Origin of the sequence: Neptunicella sp. (genome assembly GCF_048268085.1) — a bacterium.
GTDB lineage: Bacteria > Pseudomonadota > Gammaproteobacteria > Enterobacterales > Alteromonadaceae > Neptunicella.
This window is the reverse complement of record NZ_JBLWWF010000006.1, coordinates 1-23,508: the sequence shown is the minus strand read 5'-3', so window position 1 is coordinate 23,508 and position 23,508 is coordinate 1. Positions and strand designations below refer to the sequence as shown.

The 23,508-nt window shown below is 43.6% G+C and carries 23 protein-coding genes; 5 read left to right on the top strand and 18 right to left on the bottom strand.

What is annotated here, in order from left to right; translation table 11 throughout:
- Positions 1 to 31: 31 nt before the first annotated feature.
- Both lpxH and ACTD55_RS06180 read right to left on the bottom strand, forming a co-directional pair.
- On the bottom strand, positions 32 to 805 hold the full coding sequence (lpxH, locus tag ACTD55_RS06185) for a UDP-2,3-diacylglucosamine diphosphatase (protein WP_438863446.1): 774 nt from the start codon (positions 803 to 805) through the stop codon (positions 32 to 34).
- A 124-nt stretch (positions 806 to 929) separates the two neighbouring features.
- A complete protein-coding gene (locus ACTD55_RS06180; protein WP_438863648.1) occupies positions 930 to 1,424 on the bottom strand; it encodes a peptidylprolyl isomerase in 495 nt (164 codons plus the stop codon).
- A gap of 237 nt (positions 1,425 to 1,661) precedes the next feature.
- On the opposite strand from ACTD55_RS06180, the gene cysS reads away from it, so the two are divergent.
- On the top strand, positions 1,662 to 3,038 hold the full coding sequence (cysS, locus tag ACTD55_RS06175; protein WP_438863445.1) for a cysteine--tRNA ligase: 1,377 nt from the start codon (positions 1,662 to 1,664) through the stop codon (positions 3,036 to 3,038).
- A 71-nt stretch (positions 3,039 to 3,109) separates the two neighbouring features.
- Here the strand turns inward: cysS and ACTD55_RS06170 are convergent, their stop codons facing one another.
- From ACTD55_RS06170 to ACTD55_RS06145, 6 genes are all read right to left on the bottom strand, one after another.
- Positions 3,110 to 4,837, bottom strand: coding sequence for an SLC13 family permease (locus tag ACTD55_RS06170; protein WP_438863444.1), 1,728 nt, complete (start codon positions 4,835 to 4,837; stop codon positions 3,110 to 3,112).
- Between the two features lie 27 nt (positions 4,838 to 4,864).
- A complete protein-coding gene (gene cysN / locus ACTD55_RS06165; RefSeq protein ID WP_438863443.1) occupies positions 4,865 to 6,277 on the bottom strand; it encodes a sulfate adenylyltransferase subunit CysN in 1,413 nt (470 codons plus the stop codon).
- A complete protein-coding gene (cysQ, locus tag ACTD55_RS06160) occupies positions 6,270 to 7,043 on the bottom strand; it encodes a 3'(2'),5'-bisphosphate nucleotidase CysQ (protein ID WP_438863442.1) in 774 nt (257 codons plus the stop codon). The genes cysN and cysQ overlap by 8 nt, the downstream gene beginning before the upstream one ends.
- On the bottom strand, positions 7,043 to 7,639 hold the full coding sequence (gene cysC, locus ACTD55_RS06155) for an adenylyl-sulfate kinase (protein ID WP_438863441.1): 597 nt from the start codon (positions 7,637 to 7,639) through the stop codon (positions 7,043 to 7,045). Before cysC ends, cysQ begins: the two co-directional genes overlap by 1 nt.
- On the bottom strand, positions 7,639 to 8,553 hold the full coding sequence (gene cysD / locus ACTD55_RS06150) for a sulfate adenylyltransferase subunit CysD (RefSeq protein WP_438863440.1): 915 nt from the start codon (positions 8,551 to 8,553) through the stop codon (positions 7,639 to 7,641). The genes cysC and cysD overlap by 1 nt, the downstream gene beginning before the upstream one ends.
- Before the next feature lie 141 nt (positions 8,554 to 8,694).
- A complete protein-coding gene (locus tag ACTD55_RS06145) occupies positions 8,695 to 9,915 on the bottom strand; it encodes an EAL and HDOD domain-containing protein (protein WP_438863439.1) in 1,221 nt (406 codons plus the stop codon).
- A 170-nt stretch (positions 9,916 to 10,085) separates the two neighbouring features.
- On the opposite strand from ACTD55_RS06145, the gene ACTD55_RS06140 reads away from it, so the two are divergent.
- Positions 10,086 to 10,532 (top strand): GNAT family N-acetyltransferase, encoded by a 447-nt coding sequence (locus ACTD55_RS06140; RefSeq protein WP_438863438.1) that lies wholly within the window; start codon positions 10,086 to 10,088, stop codon positions 10,530 to 10,532.
- 8 nt (positions 10,533 to 10,540) lie between these two features.
- Here the strand turns inward: ACTD55_RS06140 and ACTD55_RS06135 are convergent, their stop codons facing one another.
- From ACTD55_RS06135 to ACTD55_RS06100, 8 genes are all read right to left on the bottom strand, one after another.
- A complete protein-coding gene (locus tag ACTD55_RS06135; protein ID WP_438863437.1) occupies positions 10,541 to 11,284 on the bottom strand; it encodes a DUF3379 family protein in 744 nt (247 codons plus the stop codon).
- Complete coding sequence (locus ACTD55_RS06130; RefSeq protein ID WP_438863647.1) at positions 11,256 to 11,768, bottom strand: sigma-70 family RNA polymerase sigma factor; 513 nt, start codon at positions 11,766 to 11,768, stop codon at positions 11,256 to 11,258. Before ACTD55_RS06130 ends, ACTD55_RS06135 begins: the two co-directional genes overlap by 29 nt.
- 85 nt (positions 11,769 to 11,853) lie before the next feature.
- On the bottom strand, positions 11,854 to 13,524 hold the full coding sequence (locus tag ACTD55_RS06125) for a BatD family protein (protein WP_438863436.1): 1,671 nt from the start codon (positions 13,522 to 13,524) through the stop codon (positions 11,854 to 11,856).
- A 65-nt stretch (positions 13,525 to 13,589) separates the two neighbouring features.
- Positions 13,590 to 15,404 (bottom strand): vWA domain-containing protein, encoded by a 1,815-nt coding sequence (locus ACTD55_RS06120; protein ID WP_438863435.1) that lies wholly within the window; start codon positions 15,402 to 15,404, stop codon positions 13,590 to 13,592.
- Entirely contained in the window at positions 15,397 to 16,401 is a 1,005-nt protein-coding gene (locus tag ACTD55_RS06115) for a vWA domain-containing protein (protein ID WP_438863434.1), read from the bottom strand. Before ACTD55_RS06115 ends, ACTD55_RS06120 begins: the two co-directional genes overlap by 8 nt.
- Positions 16,394 to 16,879, bottom strand: a complete 486-nt coding sequence (locus tag ACTD55_RS06110) for a DUF4381 domain-containing protein (RefSeq protein WP_438863433.1) — start codon at positions 16,877 to 16,879, stop codon at positions 16,394 to 16,396. The genes ACTD55_RS06115 and ACTD55_RS06110 overlap by 8 nt, the downstream gene beginning before the upstream one ends.
- On the bottom strand, positions 16,876 to 17,808 hold the full coding sequence (locus tag ACTD55_RS06105; protein WP_438863432.1) for a DUF58 domain-containing protein: 933 nt from the start codon (positions 17,806 to 17,808) through the stop codon (positions 16,876 to 16,878). The genes ACTD55_RS06110 and ACTD55_RS06105 overlap by 4 nt, the downstream gene beginning before the upstream one ends.
- A 12-nt stretch (positions 17,809 to 17,820) precedes the next feature.
- Positions 17,821 to 18,777 (bottom strand): AAA family ATPase, encoded by a 957-nt coding sequence (locus tag ACTD55_RS06100; protein ID WP_438863431.1) that lies wholly within the window; start codon positions 18,775 to 18,777, stop codon positions 17,821 to 17,823.
- A gap of 218 nt (positions 18,778 to 18,995) precedes the next feature.
- On the opposite strand from ACTD55_RS06100, the gene fadI reads away from it, so the two are divergent.
- The 3 genes from fadI to ACTD55_RS06085 all read left to right on the top strand — a co-directional run bounded on the left by fadI (position 18,996) and on the right by ACTD55_RS06085 (position 22,787).
- The gene (gene fadI / locus ACTD55_RS06095) at positions 18,996 to 20,321 is read left to right on the top strand and encodes an acetyl-CoA C-acyltransferase FadI (RefSeq protein ID WP_438863430.1); all 1,326 of its coding nucleotides are present in this window, start codon (positions 18,996 to 18,998) and stop codon (positions 20,319 to 20,321) included.
- Between the two features lie 12 nt (positions 20,322 to 20,333).
- A complete protein-coding gene (gene fadJ / locus ACTD55_RS06090; RefSeq protein ID WP_438863429.1) occupies positions 20,334 to 22,457 on the top strand; it encodes a fatty acid oxidation complex subunit alpha FadJ in 2,124 nt (707 codons plus the stop codon).
- 132 nt (positions 22,458 to 22,589) lie between these two features.
- Entirely contained in the window at positions 22,590 to 22,787 is a 198-nt protein-coding gene (locus tag ACTD55_RS06085; RefSeq protein ID WP_438863428.1) for a hypothetical protein, read from the top strand.
- A 74-nt stretch (positions 22,788 to 22,861) separates the two neighbouring features.
- On the opposite strand, the gene ACTD55_RS06080 is transcribed toward ACTD55_RS06085, so the two are convergent.
- Both ACTD55_RS06080 and ACTD55_RS06075 read right to left on the bottom strand, forming a co-directional pair.
- Positions 22,862 to 23,035, bottom strand: coding sequence for a hypothetical protein (locus ACTD55_RS06080; protein WP_438863427.1), 174 nt, complete (start codon positions 23,033 to 23,035; stop codon positions 22,862 to 22,864).
- Between the two features lie 270 nt (positions 23,036 to 23,305).
- Positions 23,306 to 23,508, bottom strand: a 203-nt coding sequence (locus ACTD55_RS06075) for an EAL domain-containing protein (RefSeq protein ID WP_438863426.1), incomplete at its 5' end; no start/stop codon positions are given.

The following is a 23,508-nucleotide window of genomic DNA, read 5'->3' as shown; positions in this document are numbered from 1 at the left end:
GGTGGTACGGCGGACGAGAAAGTGACCCGGTTTATATACTGGGTAGAGGGTTACTCTCCAATAGGATCGATTCAGGGGTGACCTTCAAACAACTTCCTTGCTCATACCAGTCACCTAATACAATGCGTTTGGCGGGTTGTCCGTTAATTTCCAATGAATGAATCGCTGGACGATGGGTGTGACCATGGATCAATGTCTGTACTTGATGTTGTTCCATTTGAGTGATGACTTCACTCTCGGTGACATCCATAATGTTATCCGATTTGTTCATGTTGGATTGCTGACTTTTTTGACGGGCATTTTGGCCAATTTTATGCCGGATAAATAACGGCAAAGACAGAATGCCCGCTTGCCACCACCAACTGCGGGATTTCTTCCTGAACTTTTGATAAGCCACATCTAGCGTACATAAGCTATCGCCATGCATAATCAAAGTAGGTTGGCCGTATAAATCAATCACATGATGCTCCGGGAGTAGGATCACTCCGGTGGCTTTAGCAAAACGACGACCAATTAAAAAATCACGGTTACCATGGATAAAATAAACCGGTACCTGCTGTGAAGTGAGTTGTTTGAATGCCTGAATAACTTGAGTATTTAGCGGCGTGATTTCATCATCACCAATCCATACCTCAAATAAATCACCTAATACATATAAGGCATCCGCATGGATGGCTTGTTGTTGCATAAAATGAATAAAAGCCGCGGTAATATCCGGACGGCTTTCTGACAAGTGCAGATCGGCAATAAACAGTGTGTTCAATATTAGCCCCAGCTGGTTGGCTTGAGTTTGACAGTCCTTCATTCCCGGTCGTTATAAACAACATGGTCAAACAAACTTATTTATTACCTGAATAAACGAGACTGCTTGTGTTGCTGTTGAGAAATTTTCATTTCTCAACAGCAGTAAAATGAAAGATAAACAGGTTTTAGTCTTCGACTACGACCTTTTCAATCACAACATCTTCTAGCGGAACATCTTGATGGAAGCCAGCATTGCCGGTTTTAACTGACTTGATTTTCTCAACTACATCCATACCTTCACTGACTTGCGCAAATACACAGTAGCCCCAACCATCCGGGCTTTCACCACGGAAGTTTAGAAAGCTGTTATCGGTTAAGTTAATAAAAAATTGGCATGTGGCCGAATGAGGCTCATTGGTTCTAGCCATGGCAACGGTACCTTTATTATTGGCTAATCCGTTGTTGGCTTCGTTCTTTATTGGATCTTTTGTGGGCTTTTGTTCTAAACCCGGCTCAAATCCACCACCTTGAATCATAAAACCGCTAATGATGCGGTGAAATATTGTATTGTCGTAAAAGCCTTCGCGGGCATAAGACAGGAAGTTTTCAACGGTCACAGGGGCTTTATCAGCAAACATTGTCAGGCCGATAGTGCCAAAGTTAGTGTGTATTTTAACCATAATCAGTTCCGTAATAGGGAAAAACGCCAGTTTAACGTAAATTTCTAATCCGATCAGCATGACAATTTGTTCAATCGTTGATGCGACATGCCAGAGGTGGTGTTAATATTCGCTTTTTGACATTTTATACTTAACTCTATCCCCAAAAATCATTGAAATTACACGGTGGCGGCAATTACGCAAAGCCAATAAAAGTGCCGTTTTAAGGATAAGGGGATAAATACAGGAAATCGCTACATGCTGCACATATACAATACATTGACTCGCCAGAAGGAAATATTTAAGCCGTTAGTGGCGGGCAAGGTCGACATGTATGTGTGCGGGATCACGGTTTATGATCTGTGTCATATGGGACATGCCCGTACTTACTTAAGTTTTGATTTAATGGTGCGTTTTATGCGCCACATGGGCTATCAGGTTAACTACGTGCGCAATATTACCGATGTGGATGACAAAATTATCCAACGGGCTATCGATAACAATGAAAGTTGTGAAGATTTAACCAGTCGTACCATCGAGATGATGCATCAGGACTTCGCTGCCATTGGTTTATTACCAGCTGATATTGAACCCCGTGTGACGACGCACATGGATGAAATTATCCAAGTAATTCAGCGTTTGGTTGATAAGCAGCACGCTTATGTATCCAGCAGTGGTGATGTATTGTTTAATGTAAGTAGCTTTGCGCAATATGGAAAATTGAGCCGTCAGGATTTGGAGCAATTACAATCAGGTTCGCGAGTGGAAGTGACCCAGGATAAACAGTCGCCTTTGGATTTTGTGCTATGGAAATCGGCTAAAGCTGGTGAACCGAGCTGGAAATCTCCCTGGGGAGATGGCCGTCCAGGTTGGCATATTGAATGTTCAGCGATGAATCATAAACATCTTGGCGCCCATTTCGATATACATGGTGGTGGGTCGGATCTGATTTTCCCCCATCATGAAAATGAAGTAGCTCAATCCTGCTGCGCCTTTGATACACCTTATGTGAATTACTGGATCCATACGGGGATGGTGCAGGTCAACGAAGAAAAAATGTCCAAATCCCTGGGCAACTTTTTTACGTTACGCGACGTACTGAAACAACACGATGCCGAAACGGTCCGTTATTTTCTGATGACCGCTCATTACCGCAGTCAGCTAAATTATAGCGAAGATAATCTCAAACAGGCTCGCGCCAGTTTAGAGCGTTTATATACGGCATTGCGGGGTATAGAGCCAGATAGACAGCATGCCAAACAGGAAAATGTATATCAGGAGCGTTTTGATGCAGCAATGAATGACGACTTTAATAGCCCTGAGGCTATTTCAGTGTTATTTGAATTGGCTCGTGAAATTAATATCGCGCGGTTAGAAGATCCTCAACAGGCTCAGAAGCTGGCCGGCATTATGGTTTATCTTGGTGGTGTGATGGGATTATTACAGCAAGATCCCGAACATTATTTTCAAGGTAAAGATTTAGATGTCGCGGCTATCGAACAATTGATTGCGGATCGCAAGCAGGCTCGTGCTGATAAAGACTGGGCGGCAGCCGATGTGGCACGCGACGCCTTAACCGCGATGGGGATAGTGCTAGAAGATGGCCCTCAGGGAACGACGTGGCGTAAAGTTTAAAGATAACTGCGAGTAACGAGCTTCGAGCGACGAGCTAAAATATGATCATGTTTTAGTTCGTTAATATCCCCTTAAAACCCGTAGTTCAACTTCAGTAACGTCAATACAATCGTTGAATATGTAATGGAAATGGGCAGTCCCATTCTAACAAAATGTTTCAGTTTATAATTGGTCGCGCTGAATACCAGCAGGTTTGTTTGATAACCGTAAGGTGAAATAAAGCTGGCGCTAGCGGCAAAGGCGACAGCCAACGCAAAAGGTAATACGGGCAGGTTCATCGCAGTGCAAAGACCCCATGCGAATGGAAACATTAACGCTGCAGCAGCGTTGTTAGTGACCACCTCAGTCATTAATAACGTCATTATATACACGCATAGCAAAGCGTAAAACGGATCGGCACCGAGTAATATAGGTTCAATACTTTGGGTCACCAAATTGATAACCCCGCTATTTTCTAACCCCGTCGCTAAACTGAGCGCGCCCACGATAACCAGAATCAAGTTAATCGGTAAATGACGTTTTAACTCGTTACCGGTGATAATGTTTGCCAGTACTAATCCGCACATTAATAACATCAAACCGAGTGGTAACGATAACATGGAAGTGGCTGCAGCGATTATCACCGCACCAAATCCGCCTAGGGTGACCCATTCCTGAAGAGTACTCAGTTTCTTAGCGATGTTTCGTTCACTGACAATAAAGAAGTTTTTGGCTAGATTATGTCGTGCAGAAAAATCCGGTCCGGTGGCCAGTACCAAAAAATCTCCCGCTTGCAATGCAACATCACCATGCTTTCCTGATATGGCTTCGCCATCACGTCGGATTGCCACTACGGCAGCATCAAACAAGGCGCGAAATCCCACTTGTTTCAGGGTTTTTCCAATAATTCTGGACCGGTTGGATACCACCACTTCGGTCAGGTTTTCGCGTAATAACCCATCAGTTTCGGCAAACATGTTTAAACCGTCGATATGTTGCAGACTGTCTACTCGTTGCATATTACCGGTGAAAATCAATTTATCACCGGCATCAATAATCACATCCGGGGTAACGGGGCTAATCAATTTACCTTTGCGTACTACTTCAGCTAAAAACAACTCCGGTAAATTACGTAAATGGTTTTGTTCAACGGTTTTACCTACCAGCTCGGAATCATTGCTGACCTCGGCTTCAATAAAATAATCGGTGTAATTTTTGCCTGTGACCTTAATGTCAGGCAATAACGGACTGAGCAAAAACATCACCAGTCCGCAGGCTAACCCGGCGACCAAGCCATACAGGGTGAAGTCCCAGAATTTAAAGCCGGCGTGGCCATGCTCAAGCAGAAAGCTGTCCACAATTAAATTTGTTGAGGTACCAATTAAGGTTAAGGTGCCGCCTAAAATGGCCGCGTAGGATAAAGGAATAAGTAATCGCGAAGGCGGGTGGTACTGATTTTGTTTGACCGGTCCAATCAGGGTGGCAACTACCGCAGTATTATTTAAAAATGCTGAGGCTAAAAAAGTCACACCAAACAAACGCCAGAAACTGCGTTTATATCCTAAGGTAACCAATTTACGGGCTAAACCTTTAATTAGCGAGGTTTTATCCACGGAAGCACTGACCATTAATAACAGTATTAGTGTAATTAAGCCGATGTTAGTTAAATTATGAGTGACTTGTTCTAAAGACAACACCCCACTAACAATGAGTGCCAATATTACAATCGAAAAAATAAAAGCAGGGCGCTTGTCGGAAAAGACAAGCGCCCCAATCGTGGCAATAAAAATGCCGACAACCAATATTTGGTCAATGGTCATAAATCAACAGACCCTAGTTTGTGTTATTTAAAGTTTACTAATATCGAGAGCTTGCCAGTGAGGAAAATGTTTCCGTACCAGTTGATTAAACTCTAATTCAAACTCGGAATATTGTTGGGTTTTGGTGTTAGACTGCTCGTTTTGAGCAATAATCATTCCTGCACCCACAGTACCATTGGTTAAACGATCAATAATAATAAACGCACCCGTTGCCCGGTTTTGTTGGTAGGGATCACAAGCAACCGGTTGATTAAGCTTAATATCACACACGGCAATTTCGTTTAAACCTAAATGGGTAGATTGATTGTGTTCTAGCGTATTGACGTCTATTCGATAATTAATATCGTTGACACTCCCGGCAACCGTTTTTGTGGCAAACTTAAAGTCATATTGCTTGTTGGGCGTCATACTATCTTCGGCCATCCATACCAAGGTAGACTTAAATTGTCCGCCAACAAAAGGGCGATTATCGGCTTTCACGATCATATCGCCGCGAGAAATATCGATCTCATCTTCCAATGTCAGGGTTACAGCTAATGGTGAGTAAGCCAAGTCCAAAGGACCATCAAAGGTATCGATAGATTTAATCCTGGATGTCTTACCTGAGGGCAATGCCATAATCTCATCACCCGGTGCGATGCTACCTGATACCACCGTACCGGCAAAACCGCGATAGTTCAGATCAGGACGACTGACGTATTGAACCGGAAAGCGGAAATCTTCGGTATTAATATCTTCTGCTATTTCGATATTTTCCAACATCTCCATCAGCGTCTCACCCTGATACCACGGTGTATTGTCGCTGCGATTAACTACGTTATCACCTTCCAATGCAGACATAGGGACAAAGTTAATATCTGGAATATCCAGTTGCGCGGCAAAACGCAGATAGTCAGTCTTAATCGATTCATATACTTTTTGATCGTAATCTTTTAAGTCCATTTTATTGATGGCCACAATAACGTGTTTAATCCCCAATAATGACACCAAAAACGAGTGGCGCTTGGTTTGGGTTTTAACCCCGCTACGGGCATCAATCAGGATAACGGCCAGATCACAGGTTGAGGCACCGGTAACCATATTGCGAGTGTATTGCTCATGTCCCGGTGTATCGGCCACAATAAACTTGCGTTTGTCAGTAGAAAAATACCGATAGGCGACATCAATGGTGATCCCTTGCTCACGCTCTGATTGCAAACCATCAACCAATAAGGCCAAGTCAACTTTTTCACCAGTGGTACCGACTTTTTTACTGTCTTTGGTGATGGCGGCTAATTGATCTTCAAAGATCATTTTTGAGTCGTGCAGTAATCGCCCAATCAGGGTACTTTTACCGTCATCAACACTGCCGCAGGTGATAAAGCGTTGCAGATCTTTTTTCTCATGCTGATCGAGATAGGACAGAATATCGGATTGAAGTAATTGATTTTCACTATTCATCTTTGCTAGTCACCACAAAATAAGGGTTTAAAACGGATTCTTTCTGGTTGTAACGTAACGGTGTATCACCGGGATAGACCACAACTTGTCCCCCTGCAGCTTCCACTACAGCTTGTGCTGCAGCAGTATCCCATTCGGATGTTGGACCTAATCGCGGATACACATGGGCCACACCTTCAGCCACTAAGCACAGCTTCAACGAACTGCCCATGGCTACCAGATTGGTTTCACCCTCTAAATTAGTTAAAAACGCCTGGATCTCGGGACTTTGATGAGAACGACTGCCCACTACTTGCCAGGTCTCGCCATCCTGATGAGGCGCCACCTTGATGGGAGTTTTCTGTTGTTTTTCGATGAGATAGGCACCGGATTGAGCATCGCCCACATAGGTCTTTTCTAATACCGGCGCGTAAACTACCCCAAATACCGGTTGGCCATTATCAATTAAGGCGATATTAACGGTGAATTCGCCATTTTTTTTGATAAATTCCTTGGTACCATCGAGCGGATCAACTAGCCAATATTGATCCCATTGCTGACGCTGTTGCCATGGAATGTTGGCGGATTCTTCGGATAATACCGGTAGGTCGGAAATTGTCTGCAAACCTTGCACAATAATATGATGTGCGGCCAAGTCTGCTTCGGTTAGCGGGCTGGTATCGCTCTTGGTGCTAATATCAAAGTCACGTTGATAAATTTGCATAATGGCATCACCAGCTCGGTGGGCAATATCGATTACCGGTTGATGCAACGTAGTATCACTCATTAATCCAGATATCCTTTCTGTTTCAGTTGGGCAATTAACTGATCGGCTGATTGTTCAGCATCTTGTCCGTCAAACATCAGATGACATTCAGGATTAACAGGCGCTTCATAGGCTGAACCAATTCCGGTAAAGTCTTTAATATCACCTTTGCGAGCTTTTTCGTATAAGCCTTTCGGATCGCGCTGTTCACAGACATCCAGCGGGGTATCTACAAACACTTCAACAAACTCACCGTTTTCCAATATCTGTCGGGCGGAATCACGATCAGTTCTAAACGGTGAAATAAATGCAGTAATGACGATTAAGCCAGCATCAACGAATAATTTTGATACTTCACTAATACGGCGAATATTTTCTACCCGATCTTTATCGCTAAAGCCTAAATCACCACATAGACCATGACGAACATTGTCACCATCCAGCAGGTAGGTTTGCTTGCCCTGTTCGTGTAGCTTTTGCTCCAGAATATTGGCAATGGTGGATTTACCTGAGCCACTTAAGCCAGTGAACCAGATAACGCAAGGCTTTTGTTTTTTGGCTTGAGCGCGAGCCTGTTTATCAATTTTATGGTCATGCCAAACAATGTTATTCGCCATTAGAAATATCCTTCCATTTTCTTTTTCTCCATTGAACCGGCTTCATCATGATCGATCACTCGGCCTTGACGTTCGGACGTTTTGGTCAGCAACATTTCCTGAATCACTTCAGGCAAGGTGGCGGCAGTAGACTCCACAGCACCGGTTAACGGATAACAACCTAACGTGCGGAAACGCACCGATTTCATGTCTGGTGTTTCGCCTTCCTTGAGCGGCATTCGGTCATCATCAACCATGATTAATATGCCGTCCCGCTCGACGACTGGACGAGGTTTGGCTAAATACAATGACGGAATTTCAATATTCTCTAAATAGATATATTGCCAAATATCCAGTTCGGTCCAGTTGGACATTGGGAATACCCGGATACTTTCGCCTTTGTTGATCTTGGAATTGTAGATATTCCATAGTTCTGGGCGCTGGTTTTTGGGATCCCAGCGATGATTTTCATCGCGGAACGAATATACCCTTTCTTTGGCTCGAGACTTTTCTTCATCCCGTCTGGCACCGCCAAAAGCGGCATCAAATTTATATTTATTTAAGGCCTGTTTAAGGGCTTCGGTTTTCATTATGTCGGTATGTTTGGCACTGCCATGAGTGAAGGGGCCTACGCCCATATCCAGGCCTTGCTGATTTTGATGCACAATTAATTCAAATTGGTGTTTCGCTGCCATCTGATCACGAAATTCGATCATTTCATGGAACTTCCAGTTGGTGTCCACGTGCATCAACGGGAAAGGTATTTTGCCGGGAGCAAAAGCTTTACGTGCCAGATGCAGTAATACCGATGAGTCTTTACCAACAGAATAGAGCATTACCGGATTATCAAACTCCGCGGCAACTTCGCGAAAGATATGAATACTCTCCGCTTCTAACTGCTTTAAATGGGTAACTGTGGGGATTTTAACCGTCATATAAGGTTCCGTTATTGAATGCTAATCGATAGCTATATTCCAAAATAGCCTATGCATATAAGTTAACACGAAAGCAGGTCAGAATGAATTAATCAAAATACTATATGAAAGTGTAGAAAAGAATATTGAAGTAAGGGACGACTAACTAAATTCCTGTCGTTCGTTGGCCCATTTTAATGCTTGTTGATATAACTGTCCGGCAGTGTCTGCGGTTAAGTTGAGGGACGCTTCCAATTGGCTCACCAAACTCCAATCAGCGTGTTCCACGGCAATTAATAATGTCAAATATTGACCTAACACTCCGTTGTGATGAATTAATACCTGCTTAATACTGTCTGCCAGCGGTAGCTTTTCGAGTAACTCTGTCATTTCGGTATCGAGTAGCGCGTCTAGTAAGGATAATAATCCGACTAAAAAGGCGCTTTCTTTCGATTGATTTTGTCCGGGTAAGGCGGCCAAAGTTTCGCAGAAACGAGCCCGGATCAAAGACATATTGGTTAACTCGGCCGGTTTCGCTACGCCAAACTGCGCAGCAAATAGCACTGACACAAAACGTCTTAGTTCCTGATCGCCTAATACCAGTAAGGCGTGTTTGATTGTGGTTATTTCGGTTCGACGCTTAAATAAGGGGGATTGGGCATACCGTAGTAACTTAAATGACAGATTAACATCTCGTTCGATAACCTGTGTGACGGCATTAATATCAGGCTCATGTTGGCTGAGCTCTATCATTAGATTGGCTAACGACATTTGAGAAGGGCTAATGGCCCGACTTTGCAATACTTCGGGACGACTAAAAAAGTAACCCTGAAAATAACTAAATCCCAACCCAACCGCGATATTAAATTCTTCATGGGTTTCAATCTTTTCGGCGAGCAGTTTAATGTGAGGAAAGGGCTTAATGTCATTAATGACTTTTTGTATGGTCTCCATTGACGTTTCTTTCCAGTCAATTTTGATAATGTCGGTATAAGGAAAAAAATGGAGCCAAATGCGATGATGAATATAGTCATCCAGAGCGATGGTGTAGCCTTTTTCTTTGAGTTCTATAATTGCGGCAAGCAGCTTTTTACCCGGTTTAACGGTTTCTAATACTTCCACCACGACCTGATCATTCGGGAGTAATTGTGGGTACTGGTTAATCAGGGATTCGTGGGTAAAATTAATAAAAGCACATTTATTTTGAATTAATCCATCTAACCCCAGGTTAAAGTGTAGCCCTTCTACCATACGGGATGTGGCTTCTTCCGCGTTTATGTTTTCGGGAAATACATTATCCAGATTCTCACGAAACAGTAGCTCGTAAGCAAACAACTTTTTATCGATGTCTAAAATGGGTTGCCGTGCGGCAAAAAAAGCCATATCTAATTATTCAAAAAGTGACTCATATAAATGATTTTACATGTAATTGTCATGAGGTCACGTTTTTTAAATGCTTGTTCGAACATGCTATTAATCCTAAACATTATTTCTATTCTGTGTAATAGTAGTGATGTTCCCCTTTCCATTATCCCTTTCTTGAGCGGAGTAGCATGTCAGAGTTCAGATGGTGTAAGTTTTCTGCAATCGATCAGTATCTATTACAAACGATTTATCGGCTTCGTCAAAAAGTGTTCATTATTGAGCAGCAAAGTCTTTATCCGGATATTGACGGGCTGGATGAAAACAGCTGGCATTTGTTACTGCATATAAATAAAAAACTGGTTGGGTATTTACGTATTCGCTCATGCCATGACGAAATCAAGATCGAGCGGGTGGTACTGGAAAAGGAGCACCGAGGTCAGGAATGGGGGGTAAAGTTAATGCGTCGAGCGTTGCAGAAATGTTCGCATATTGATCCGGTACGCAAGAAAAAAATCACTTTGACCGCACAGGTCATGATCCAACACTTTTATCAACGAATTGGTTTTGAATCGGTGGGTGACAGTTTTGATGATGCGGGCATTGAGCACATTAAAATGGAATATCACGGGAGCTAGCTCAATGACTAAGTTGAGAAAATCAGTTCTTTTCTCAACTTATCAGTAACCTTTTGTAAAGGCTGGTTTTTCTCACCTAGCACAATTAAGGCGACAGAGCCTAAATCGACAGCTTTACCATTAAAACGTTGATCGGAAAATTGCCCATCTATCGTGTATTTTTTGTCATGTGGTACCACAAACACGGTTACTTTGCCTTGCTCGCCATCAATCACCAGATGCAAACTACGTACTTGTTCAAAATCACAAAAATTGGCGAAATAAATATTGCCGATATTATTGTGAAAATCCGTTCCTTGTAAATGTCCTCCCATACTGGCGAGTTTTACATTAAGTTGTTGCAGAGTGACATTTTCATTCATTTGCATCGGAACTTCACCTTCCTGATAGCGGTGTGCCAATGCGTAATGACTCAAATCCAACGGACTATTTTGTAAAAATGTAAAATTGATCCCCACCAAAAATGCGATGGAGGCCGCCAAAGCAAGATACCAACGTTGTCTGATTTGTTGCTGACGGTGGCGGGAGATAGTCTGGCGCAAAATAAGTCGATGGGCTAAATCACTGGGAACATCAACCTCATTAACGCTGCGTTTAATTTTATGATCGAGTTGCTTAACGTCTTGCCAAAATTGCTGCTTGGTTGCATCTTGGGCAGCAGCTTCAATAACATCCGCATCGTTAGTATCGGGTTGCGCATAAATGGTACGACGGAACTCTAATTCATCCATTTTGGCTGCCTCGTGTTTCATTAGGTTGTTCCAATGCCTCTTTAAGTTGGTTTCTTGCTCTAAATAAGCGGGTCATAACCGTATTTTTGTTCAATCCAAGTTGCACTGATATTTCATCACCGCTTAAGCCAAAAATGGATTGTAAAACTAATGGTTCTCTATATTCGTCGGCCAAACCATTAATTAGTCGATGTAACTCACGATGTTCAAGATCCTGTTCATTACTCTGGATTTCATCCGCTAATACCACATCATCCATATCAACCAGATCGAATTGCTTGCGTTCGAAGCGACGGGCATTTTCACGGCGTAATATGGTGATTAACCATGATTTAGCCGCTTTTTCATCTTTAAGTGAATCCAAGGATTTCCATGCGCGTAAAAAGGTTTCCTGCACGATGTCTTCAGCGACAGTTTTGTCTTTGACTAACCAGTATGCGTAGCGAAATATATCGCCATGCAGTGCGTGCACAAGAGCCTCATAACGCTGTTGTTTAGATAGCATGCCTGTAGAGACCTTGTTGCTTTGCTTTTTATTTCGTTTGAACACAGAGTTCCATCGCTTTTTTTGTCATCTCTATTAGAGCATATTATTGCGGATAAAGGCTTTGCAACTGGTAAGGGTGATTACTCGTCTTAACAGGTTGTTTGGCAAGTTGATTGATAATGGCATTTAATTTATCGCTATTCCACTGCTGTGACTGTTTTGAATATAAGCTGGACAACATGTCACTTATTGCCTGATTCAGATCTGGGTTACCGATTTGCTGTTGACTCAATGCCAATGTTTGCGACGGTTCCCCACAATATTCGGCTAGCCATTGCGTTAATAATGGCAGTATTTGGGCAGGTTGATTGGATGACAACGCTTGTTTAAGTTGCTGACTGGAGACGGAGCGTTGTTGTTCGGTGGTGTGAGTTTCAACACGGGTCTTGCGCTGTGAACGCCACCATAATAATAATGTCAGTAACCATAGTGCCAATAATACAGAACTGCTGATCGACCAATAAACCGGTTCACCGGTGGTGGTGCCTAGAGATACAGATACTGGAGACGAACTGGGGGCGGTATCGGCGACAGGAACTGCGGGCGCGACTGTGGGAACGGCTTTGGTGACGGCCCCAGGTGCCACGGTGATGGTGCGGGCAGGTAAACGCGCATACTCGGTTTCACCAGTGACGACATTAAACCAGGGAACACTCACCGCCGGGATCTGAATTTTTCCCTCACTGTTGGGAATAATGGCGATAGTTTCGGTGCGCTGGGCAATTAAATTATCATCCCGCTCAACAGTCACCGTATTGGCTTGATCAGGATAAGTTTTAACATTATCAGGATACTGGCTGTTGATTTCGGGCAATTGTTCTTCGACTAATCCAACCGCAGTTAAGGTTAAAGTGCGGGTAATGGGTTCACCGACTTTGTATTCACCGGCTTTAGGTTGCCATTCTTCGGTAAGTTGTACAAAGTCACTGGGTAACCAGTGATGGGGATAGTTGTCTGGTACGGGCAATACTTCTATATCAATTGAAGGGCCTACCCGACTGACATTTTTAGTCCGTTTAAAAAAGCCAAACGACTGATTGCTGCTATTGTTGTCGATGACCTCACCTTCAAATAGCGGGCCATTGATGGTGAATTTGCCACTTTTTTGCGGAATGATGGCAAACGTACGTTCAATGATCCGATAACGGCGACCATCGACAATGTCCGAATATTCTTTGTCTTTGCCTATTTGACGAATATCAGCGTCAGCGATTTTAGGCGATTCAAGACTGCCTCGTTGCAGATCAACACCAAGATATAATTTCGCGGTATACCGTATTTGCGTTTGTAAATACGCCTTTTTAGTGTCCACATCGGTGGTGATATATAAATCTCGATTTTGGTTTTGATGACTAGCCGATACCGGGATCACCATTAAATTAATAGGCTGAGTCGATTGGCCAGCTACGGTGAGTGCCGGGATAGTATAACGACCTTCTTTGCGGGGAATTAACACCGTATTCCACTGGGTGACCTTAGTGGTGTTAAAATTAATCATCTGCGTTTGACGACTCACCGACGTACGACCCACTACAAAGTCTTTCATTAATGGTGAGGGATCAAAAGCACTGATGTCCATATCGTCATCGGCGCTCACCTGCAAGGTAAATGATTCGTCCACCATAACTGGATTTTTATCTACTGTGGCGGTGACTTGCAGCGCGAAGGCGCTGTTACATAACATCAGCAGAGATAGCGTTAATGTTTTTATCATTGTTGGAGTACTTCTCGATATTTTCATAAACGGGATTAACTTGTTGATTAATGACATGGATAACATTACCAGTTGTCCTTATTGGGAGGCGTAATTTGGCGGCGTTTACGTTGCTGGTATTCCAACTGCATTTTACGTTTTAACAAATAAGCCGGGTCATCTGGCACTTTGCGCAGCAAATTCTGCATTTTTAGCATTTGTTCTTTTTCTTCTTCCGTCATCTCGGTTTGTTGAGCTTGCGCTTGATTTTGCTCAGGTTGCTCATCAGAAGATTGACCTTGGTTCTGCTGCTGTTGTTCTTGCTCTTTCTGTTGCTCTGACTGCTGATCTTGATCGGACTGTTGTTGCTGATCATTTTGTTTTTGCTGCTGTGTGCCGTCACCAGTAGAATTTTCTCCATCTTTATTTTGCTGGTTCTTTTCCTGATCAGATTGATCGTCTTTATCTTGCTGATTTTGCTGATCCTGCTGTTTTTGTTGCTCTTGCTGTTTTTGTTGCTCTTGCTGTTTTTTCATTTGCTCAAGCAAGGCTTTGTTCTGTTTCGCATCTTCAAAATCAGGCTGCTTTTCCAGCGCTTGTCGATATGCTTCTATGGCTTCATCAATCTGTTGCAATTGTGCTAAGGCATTTCCTTTATTGTAAAGGGCTTCAGCGTTATCGAGTTGACTAAATGCCTCTGCGGCTGCTTGATAATCTCCATTTTTATAATAGGCACTGCCTTGCCACATGGGATTATTAAATTGTTCAGCAGCTTGTTGATATTGCTCACTATTAAAGGCTTTTTGGCCTTGTTGATCGGGGCGTTGCCACATGTCATCCCACCAGTTGGCCTGCGCTTTGGGCATGTAACCCGATAGCAAACTGACTGATAACACCGCCATGATTAGGCCACGACGAAAACCATAAGCGGCCAAAGGCAACACTAACAGTAACAACCAGGGACCCATCTCTCGCCATTGGTCACCGCTGTTATTTTCGTCCTGTTGTTCCGGATCCACATCACGATCAACCAAAGCTTGTTCGGTTAGATAATCAATATCACTATCATCGGATTGCAAGTGAGCGAAACGCCCATGTCCCTGTGACGCCAGTGCTTGTAACTGTGAACTGTTTAGCTTGGGAAGTACTATTGCGCCACTGTTATCTTTAAGTAATTGTCCATCGGCCTGCACAATCGGCGCTCCTTCATTACTGCCGACTCCAATGATGGATAATCGATAAGGACTATCAGATAGAAAGTCACTGATCTCTTTCATTTGCTGGCTTTCTATTCCATCGGTGATCCAAAAAATTTCACCTTGTGAAAAGCCGGCATTTTCAAGCAATTCGGCTGCCGCTTTCAAGCCTAAGTAGGGCTCACTGCCGCTTACCGGCATGATTTCCGGTACTAAACTGGGGATCAATGCAGTGAGATTTTGGCCGTCAGAACTTAATGGGCTTATGGTAAATGCATCACCCGCGTAAGCGATAAGGCCGGTTTCGCCTTCGGCAATCTTTTTTACCAAATCAATCGCTTTATATTTAGCCCGGGTTAGACGATCCGGTTTGATGTCCGTTGCGCGCATGGATAATGACATATCCAGCACGACAACTTTACCGGTATTGAGTTGATATACCGGCTGCGGCAGACGTTCCCAAGTTGGACCAGCTAAGGCGACAACACTGATTAGCCACACCAGGGCCAATAACCACCAGAGTGGCTTTTGTTGGCCTTTGACTTGTTCGCTGATAATATGCCGATACAAATGACCCGCCAATACGCCTTGCCATCCCGATTTTTGTTTATGTAGACCGATTAAGGCTAAAACCATCAAAAACATGGGGATTAATGCCCATAACCAGTGGGGACGTAAGAAGTGAAATAAGGATAAATCAGGCATTATGATTCCTCCAACGATTCTGGATGGAATATCCCAGTGGTAACAAGCCGATCAGTAAACTTAGGGCTAACGCGACTAACAAGGGGTAGTAAAATAATGCTTGTAGTGGACGCATTTGGCGACTTTCACGGGCAATAGGTTCCAGTTCGTCCAGAATTTCGTAGATATGTTCTAAATCTTCGGCATCGCGAGCACGGAAGTAACGTCCACCAGTTTCATCAGCAATATGAGTGAGCATTTTTTCATCCAACTCCTGGGATGGATTGACCGTGCGGGTACCAAAAAAGCTTTGTACCTGCATTTGATCTGCCCCTACACCAATAGTGTAAACCGTTATTTTATTCGCTTTAGCCAGTTCAGTGGCTTGTGCTGGAGAAATATTTCCTGCGGTATTTTGTCCATCGGTGAGTAAGATTAGTACGCGATTGGAGTCTTTCTTCTGCTCAAAACGTTTAACGGCCAAGCCAACGGCATCACCAATTGCCGTTTGTTCACCAACTAAACCGATAACAGATTCATCCAATAATTTTGTTACTGTATCGCGATCATAAGTTAATGGTGCCTGTAAGTAGGCGGTATCGGCAAACAGAATCAAGCCCAATCGGTCACCTATCCGGCGCTGAATAAAATCACTCAATACATATTTGATCATCACTAGTCGATCTACCTGACGGCCATTGACTTGCATATCGTCAATTTTCATACTGCCGGATAAATCCACCGCTAGCATTAAATCCCGCCCTTCGGCGGGAATGCTCATTGGCTCACCCAACCATTGTGGTCGAGCAGCGGCACAAACTAAACAAAGCCAGATCACGATAGCCAGCAGATATTTCCAGTAACTTGATTTTGTCTGCTGGGTTTGGTCGGTAAAACTATCCGTCAAACTAGGTACTTTCAAGGCAACCGATTGTTGCTGTTGCCGAGCGGGTAGTTTCCAAATCAAAAAAGGTAAGGGCAGGGCGATAAACACCCAAGGCCAAGCAAACTCAAACATGCTTTAGCTCCCGTTTTTTCGGTGGTAATGCGGTTTTAATCCAATTTTTAACCAACAAACCTGCTTGTTGATGTTCAAGTGCACTGGCAGTTGGATCATATAACCCATTGAGTAATAACTGATAATTAGAGGAAAATTCAGCCTGTTTTTTAGTGGGTAACTGGCTGGTTAAAAATTCACACCAGGCTTGTTGGTGCAAGCTGGCAATATTTCTACGAGGAAAATAACTCAAACATAGTCGCTTTAATAACGAGTTGAGTTGTTGTAAGTAATCCTTTGCCTGATTATCCAGTTGGGAAAATAAGGCCATGGCTTCTCGAATTGCCTGTTTTTTACGATACCGTTTAATCAGCCAACGGAGTGTTAAAATCATTACGCTGATACTCATCAACGCGACTAACCACCAACCCCAGGCAGGTGGCCACATACCCACCGGTGCTGGCAAATGAATATCTTTTAGTTGCTCTAACGGGTTCATGATCGTGCACCAAACTGCGATTCTATTGGCTCAGCGGCCGAAATGGGAATGACCTTACAACGGCAATGCTTCAATATATGAGTGATCTGCTCAAAGTGTTGCTGATGCTGACTGGCATACTGTTGTTCAATCGACCCTTCGCCTAATATGATGGTCTGGCTTTCGTTTCCATCGGTTAATGCAACCGATTGAGCCACTTTAACTTTAGGTAATTCATGTTCAAAAGGATCACTTAGTGGATGAGCAATGACCTCACAGTGTCTGGTCATTCGGCTAATATGTTGTTTTGCGGCGTCATCCAGATGCAAAAAATCACTTAAAATAAAGATCAGGCTGCCTGGACGGGCTAAACGACGTACTCGGGCGCAGGCTTCGGAAAAGCGATATTGTTGCTGGGTATTCGTGGGTTGGTGAAACTCCATCAGGCCATGTAAAAATGACAATACCGCTTTATGGCGGGTATAGGGTTTAAATTCGCGATGTTGGTTTTGATTAAAAATTAAACCACCCACCCGATCGCCACGTTTTTGCGCTGACCAGGCAATTAAAGACGCTAAATGAGCCGTTTGCACCGATTTGAATAGTAACCGGGTGCCAAAATACATGCTGGCGGAAAGATCGGCCAGAATGAACACCGGACGTTCTTTTTCTTCCCGATAAATTTTAGTATGAGTTTTACCGGTTCGGGCAGTCACTCGCCAGTCTATAGCGCGAATATCATCACCCTGCTGATAGTGACGGGCTTCATCAAACTCCATACCACGACCTTTGGTTTTGGCCAAATAACTACCGGCTAATTTAGCTTGAATTGTCAGTTTGGGTGACAGATCCAGTAGGCCGGTTTTATTTTGGTAATGGAGTAACTCTTTGATCCCCAGATTGACACCATCACAGTGCCGTTCGGATAACCAATTAACTACTTGCTTCATGAGATTATGCCGTTAGGGTACGGTGACCAGTTGTAATATTTTGTCCAATACCTGATTCGTCGTTACGCCCTCAGCTTCGGCTTCGTAACTCAGTAATAGTCGGTGGCGTAACACATTGTGGAACACGGCTTGAATGTCATCTGGACCGACAAAATCCCGGCCATTTAACCAGGCATGCGCCCTGGCACAGCGATCCAGCGCAATAGTTGCCCGAGGACTGGCGCCAAACTCGATCCAGTTAGCTAATTGAGGATCGTATTTTTGTGGCTCACGAGTGGCGATAATTAATTGCACCAAATAGTGTTCAAGTGCATCGGCCAAGTGGATTTTTAACACCTGCTTACGAGCATCAAATAAATCCTGCTGGGTTAATTGGGTGGGTTTTTCGACTTTTTCACTCAATTCTTCATTTCGCGTCAGTTGCAGGATTTTTAATTCGGTATCGGCTCCAGGGTAGTCAATTTCCAGATGCATTAAAAAGCGGTCTAATTGAGCTTCGGGTAGTGGATAGGTGCCTTCCTGTTCAATCGGGTTTTGGGTCGCCATTACCAAGAATAATTCAGGAAGCGGGTAGGTTTTATTGCCGACTGTGATCTGTCGCTCGGCCATCGCTTCAAGTAAAGCGGATTGAACCTTGGCCGGGGCGCGGTTAATTTCATCGGCTAATACCAGGTTATGAAATAGCGGTCCCGATTGAAAAACAAAACTGCCATCTTCTGGACGATAAATGTCGGTACCAGTTAAATCAGCCGGTAATAAGTCGGGGGTAAACTGTACTCGGTGGAAATCACCTTCCAATCCTTGAGCCAACGCATTCACTGCGCGTGTTTTGGCTAATCCGGGAGGGCCTTCAACTAATAAGTGACCATTGGCCAATAAAGCGATAAGAATGTTACGGGTGAGGGCGGTTTGGCCTATTACCTGCGAGTCCAGGTAACCTTGTAGTTGTCTGAATTGTTCTGCTGCCATGATAGTTACAACTTATCCTCTGTGTCGAATAATAAAAGTCGTCGAAAAATTAAATCCGAAGTACTGACAAGGTAATTTATATAAGGTTCATTACAACAAAAACAATGTTACAGAATTTATAAATATCAAGTTTGCTCAGTATTAAACTAATATTTGTATTTTTGTTAACAGACTGTACAATTCCGTCTATTACAGGTCAGACCACTAAAGGACATATTATGCCTCGTTTACAAAAATCGGCCACCCAAAGCTTAACCACTCGTAGTGGTGATCGTATTGCCATCGTTGCCGGATTACGTACGCCCTTTGCTAAAATGGCGACCCATTTCCATGGCGTACCCGCGGTTGACTTGGGCAAAATGGTCGTCAATGAGTTGCTGGTTCGACACAATATGGACGTCGATTTAATTGAACAGCTTGTTTATGGTCAAGTAGTACAAATGCCCGAAGCGCCTAATATTGCCCGAGAAATCGTGTTGGGTACTGGTATGAATGTGCATACTGACGCCTACAGTGTATCTCGTGCCTGTGCCACCAGTTTTCAGGCCACCGTCAATATTGCCGAAACGATGTTGGCCGGTAATATCGAGGTGGGAATCGCCGGGGGAGCCGATTCTACCTCTGTTTCACCCATCGGGGTTTCAAAAAAGCTGGCCAGAGCGTTGGTCGATTTGCAAAAAACTAAGACCCTTGGACAAAAATGGTCCGTATTGAAAAAGTTGGGATTGAAAGATTTATTACCTGTTCCCCCTGCTGTGGCGGAATATTCCACCGGTTTATCGATGGGACAAACGGCCGAACAGATGGCTAAAACCCATCAGATCAGCCGTCAGGATCAAGATGCGCTAGCCCATCGTTCTCACACAAATGCTGCTGCAAGCTGGAATGAAGGGAAGCTCGCCGGTGAGGTAATGACGGCCTATTCCGAACCCTATAAAGGGGCCCTGGAAAAAGATAACAACGTACGTTTTGACTCCAAACTGGAAAGCTACGCTAAATTACGCCCGGTATTTGATAAAAAATACGGCACGGTTACCGCCGCAAACGCGACGCCATTAACCGATGGGGCATCTGCCATAGTAATGATGACAGAAAGTCGTGCCAAAGCGTTGGGCTATACCCCATTGGGTTATTTGCGTAGCTATGCGTTTGCCGCTATCGATGTCTGGGAAGATATGTTGATGGGACCATCTTATGCCACGCCTATTGCGTTGGAACGAGCGGGAATGCAGCTATCCGATCTGACTTTGATAGAAATGCATGAAGCTTTTGCTGCACAGACACTGGCCAATTTAAAGATGTTTGCCAGTGACAAGTTTGCTCAAGATAAATTAGGGCGCAGTAAAGCTACCGGTGAAGTGGATATGACTAAATTTAATGTGATGGGTAGTTCTATTGCCTATGGACACCCTTTTGCAGCGACAGGGACCCGAATGATCACGCAGATGTTGAATGAATTAAATCGTCGTGGTGGAGGCTGTGGCTTATTAACGGCCTGTGCGGCAGGTGGTCTGGGCGCGGCGATGATTGTTGAAACCGAATAAGGAGTGATAACGATGAGTAACCAAAATAATAGCGCATTTGATTTACAAGTACGCGAAGACGGTATTGCCGTTATCACCATGGATGTACCGGGTGAATCGATGAACACCCTGAAAGCGGAATTTGGCGATCAGATCAGCCAGATCCTTGACCAAATTGATACGGATAAAAGTATCAAAGGGGTGGTATTAGCGAGTGGTAAAAAGAATTCGTTTGTCGCCGGTGCAGATATTGGGATGCTGGATGCTTGCACATCGGCTGATGACGCTCAGTTGCTGTCCAGCAGTGGTCAGGCAGTGATGCAACGTATTGAAAAAATGCGCATTCCTTTTGTCGCCGCTATTCATGGACCGGCTTTAGGGGGCGGACTGGAATTAGCATTGTGTTGTCATTACCGTGTTTGTAGTGATAGTAACAGCACGGTAATGGGCTTACCTGAGGTGCAGTTAGGGTTATTGCCAGGAAGCGGGGGCACCCAGCGTTTACCCCGTTTAATCGGTGTTCAGACCGCGATGCAAATGATGTTAACCGGTAAGCAGTTACGTCCTAAACAGGCCAAAAAAGCCGGATTAGTCGACGAAGTGGTTCCTTTATCGGTGTTACTTGATGTGGCGATAATTTTTGCAGGGAAATCGAAACCCTCTGCTCCGCAACCCAAGTTGAACTTGGTCAGCAAGTTGTTAGAAAAAACACCTGTGGGTCGCAATATTTTATTTAGCCAAGCCCGCAAGCAGACCTTAAGTAAAACGCGCGGAAACTATCCGGCACCGGAGCGTATTATTGATGTGATTGAAGCCGGTTGCTCAAATCCGACTAAAGGTTATCAGCTTGAGGCCAAGCATTTTGGTGAGCTGGTGATGTCACCTGAATCCAAACAGTTGCGCAATATCTTTTTTGCTACCACTGAAATGAAAAAAGAAACCGGTGTTGAAGGTGTTGAACCTAAAGAGATTAAGAAAGCGGCGGTGTTAGGTGGTGGCTTAATGGGCGGAGGGATTGCGTTTGTTACAGGCAAAGCCAAAATTCCGGTAAGAATTAAAGATATTCGCGCCGAAGGTATCGCCAATGCAATTAAGTATAGCTACGACATATTAAATAAACGGGTTAAACGCCGAATCATTTCTCGTACGGAGATGCAAAAGCAATTATCGCTATTAACCGGTAGTACTGATTATCAAGGTTTTGCTAATACTGATATTGTGGTTGAAGCAGTATTCGAAGATTTGCAATTAAAGCAGCAAATGGTTGCCGATGTGGAACAGCATTGCCGCGCGGAGACAATTTTTGCCACTAATACTTCTTCTATTCCGATTGGACAGATTGCCAGTCAATCTGCGCGACCAGAACAAGTTATTGGTCTGCATTATTTTTCTCCGGTAGATAAAATGCCATTGGCTGAGGTTATCGCGCATGAGGCGACATCAGAGCAGACTATTTCAACTACTGTTGCGTTCGCTCGCAAGCAGGGCAAAACCCCAATTGTAGTTAAAGATGGCGCCGGGTTTTATGTAAACCGTATTCTGGCGCCTTATATGAATGAAGCGGCTTGTATTTTATTGTCCGGTGAACCCATTGAGCATATTGATAAAGCCTTATTGAATTTTGGTTTCCCTGTCGGTCCGATGAAGTTACTCGATGAAGTCGGTATTGATGTAGGCTCCAAGATTAGTCCTATTCTGGTTGCAGACTTAGGCGAACGTTTTACCGCTCCGGATGCGTTTGACAAATTATTGACGGATGATCGCAAGGGCAAGAAAAACCAGAAAGGACTTTACGATTACAAGGGCAAGAAGCCTGGTAAAGAAGTAGACCCATCGGTATATGAATTGCTGAATATTACTCCCAATCAAAAACTTGGACATGATCAAATTGCTGAGCGTACCGTATTGTTAATGCTTAACGAAGCGGCAATGTGTCTGGATGAAGGTGTGATTCGTAATGCTCGTGATGGTGATATTGGCGCAATTTTTGGTATTGGTTTCCCTCCGTTCCTGGGCGGGCCATTCCGTTATATGGATAGCTTGGGTATTGATCATGTGGTGGCGCGGTTAAGCCATTATCAAAAGCTGTTGGGTGATAAATTTACTCCCGCTGCGGTATTGCAAAAAATGGCCAAGGAAAAAGTTACGTTTTATTAACAGTTAGTCAATTAAACGACACAAATACCGGGCCGTGCCCGGTATTTTTTTAGCTGTCTAATTTGTCGCCATTCCGATGAAAAAGTAAACTGGTCATCCGTTTACGTGGTTATATCTTTGAGTTGTGTATAGATGTTGTTAATACTGATTACGGTTTCGTTGAGTTCTTTATTTTATTACGTTCAAGCCTTTAAATATGGGCTAAGTGCCAAAAAGTGGGCACTCGCAGGTTTGTTAGCCGGTCCCATGTTATTACCTATTTTTACGGCTAAAAAACGCATGGCATTGCGTAAAACCATTGGTTTCAATTCAATTTTTCTATCGGCATAAAAAAAGAGAGTTTCCTCTCTTTTTTGGCTATCTTTGTTGCCTAAGTCACATCTGACAACGATGTGCATCGTTAATTAACGACGAATCATACCGCCAGGCTTAAGCGCGCGACGAATCATTCCACCTGGCTTAAGAGCTTGTTCAGTAGCAGTAGTAACGTCTTTCTGCTGCTCTTTTGCTCCGTCATTAGCGGTATTGGCGACAGGTGAAGTGCTAAGCACTAAAGCGATTGCATAAGCTTTTAACATTTTTTGTTTCCTTCATTATAATTTGATGTGTTATGTCCGAATATTGACGTAATGTCATATTCAAGCTTATTAATGCTTAGATCATGCCAATTTATATATTGTTGAATTTTAAAGATAAATATCAGGTTTAACGCGGTAGCTGTGGAGTAAAATCAGGAATAATAAATATAGAGCACGCAATCACAAAAGATTGTTGTTGCGCTTTACGCTTTAATTGGTGGTGTTCAGATTCCAGGTGTATAGCGACAGGAAGAAATACGTCTGTGATGGCTATATTTGATGTTTAATCAGTTTCTTCATTTTGTGACTTTCAGATAGCAGTTTGCTAAATCGTTCTTTATTCAAGGGTTTGCTATATAAAAAGCCCTGAATCATTTCACATTGATACCGTCTAAGGATGGCCAGTTGTTTTTCATCTTCTACACCTTCGGCGACTACAGTTAACCCCAAGTTATGGGCAATCGTGATAATCG

Excerpts from the sequence above, each read along its gene's own strand:
- lpxH (WP_438863446.1), bottom strand. The coding sequence starts at position 805 with ATGAAGGACTGTCAAACTCAAGCCAACCAGCTGGGGCTAATATTGAAC.
- ACTD55_RS06180 (WP_438863648.1), bottom strand. The coding sequence starts at position 1,424 with ATGGTTAAAATACACACTAACTTTGGCACTATCGGCCTGACAATGTTT.
- cysS (WP_438863445.1), top strand. The coding sequence starts at position 1,662 with ATGCTGCACATATACAATACATTGACTCGCCAGAAGGAAATATTTAAG.
- ACTD55_RS06170 (WP_438863444.1), bottom strand. The coding sequence starts at position 4,837 with ATGACCATTGACCAAATATTGGTTGTCGGCATTTTTATTGCCACGATT.
- cysN (WP_438863443.1), bottom strand. The coding sequence starts at position 6,277 with ATGAATAGTGAAAATCAATTACTTCAATCCGATATTCTGTCCTATCTC.
- cysQ (WP_438863442.1), bottom strand. The coding sequence starts at position 7,043 with ATGAGTGATACTACGTTGCATCAACCGGTAATCGATATTGCCCACCGA.
- cysC (WP_438863441.1), bottom strand. The coding sequence starts at position 7,639 with ATGGCGAATAACATTGTTTGGCATGACCATAAAATTGATAAACAGGCT.
- cysD (WP_438863440.1), bottom strand. The coding sequence starts at position 8,553 with ATGACGGTTAAAATCCCCACAGTTACCCATTTAAAGCAGTTAGAAGCG.
- ACTD55_RS06145 (WP_438863439.1), bottom strand. The coding sequence starts at position 9,915 with ATGGCTTTTTTTGCCGCACGGCAACCCATTTTAGACATCGATAAAAAG.
- ACTD55_RS06140 (WP_438863438.1), top strand. The coding sequence starts at position 10,086 with ATGTCAGAGTTCAGATGGTGTAAGTTTTCTGCAATCGATCAGTATCTA.
- ACTD55_RS06135 (WP_438863437.1), bottom strand. The coding sequence starts at position 11,284 with ATGAAACACGAGGCAGCCAAAATGGATGAATTAGAGTTCCGTCGTACC.
- ACTD55_RS06130 (WP_438863647.1), bottom strand. The coding sequence starts at position 11,768 with ATGCTATCTAAACAACAGCGTTATGAGGCTCTTGTGCACGCACTGCAT.
- ACTD55_RS06125 (WP_438863436.1), bottom strand. The coding sequence starts at position 13,524 with ATGATAAAAACATTAACGCTATCTCTGCTGATGTTATGTAACAGCGCC.
- ACTD55_RS06120 (WP_438863435.1), bottom strand. The coding sequence starts at position 15,404 with ATGCCTGATTTATCCTTATTTCACTTCTTACGTCCCCACTGGTTATGG.
- ACTD55_RS06115 (WP_438863434.1), bottom strand. The coding sequence starts at position 16,401 with ATGTTTGAGTTTGCTTGGCCTTGGGTGTTTATCGCCCTGCCCTTACCT.
- ACTD55_RS06110 (WP_438863433.1), bottom strand. The coding sequence starts at position 16,879 with ATGAACCCGTTAGAGCAACTAAAAGATATTCATTTGCCAGCACCGGTG.
- ACTD55_RS06105 (WP_438863432.1), bottom strand. The coding sequence starts at position 17,808 with ATGAAGCAAGTAGTTAATTGGTTATCCGAACGGCACTGTGATGGTGTC.
- ACTD55_RS06100 (WP_438863431.1), bottom strand. The coding sequence starts at position 18,777 with ATGGCAGCAGAACAATTCAGACAACTACAAGGTTACCTGGACTCGCAG.
- fadI (WP_438863430.1), top strand. The coding sequence starts at position 18,996 with ATGCCTCGTTTACAAAAATCGGCCACCCAAAGCTTAACCACTCGTAGT.
- fadJ (WP_438863429.1), top strand. The coding sequence starts at position 20,334 with ATGAGTAACCAAAATAATAGCGCATTTGATTTACAAGTACGCGAAGAC.
- ACTD55_RS06085 (WP_438863428.1), top strand. The coding sequence starts at position 22,590 with ATGTTGTTAATACTGATTACGGTTTCGTTGAGTTCTTTATTTTATTAC.
- ACTD55_RS06080 (WP_438863427.1), bottom strand. The coding sequence starts at position 23,035 with ATGTTAAAAGCTTATGCAATCGCTTTAGTGCTTAGCACTTCACCTGTC.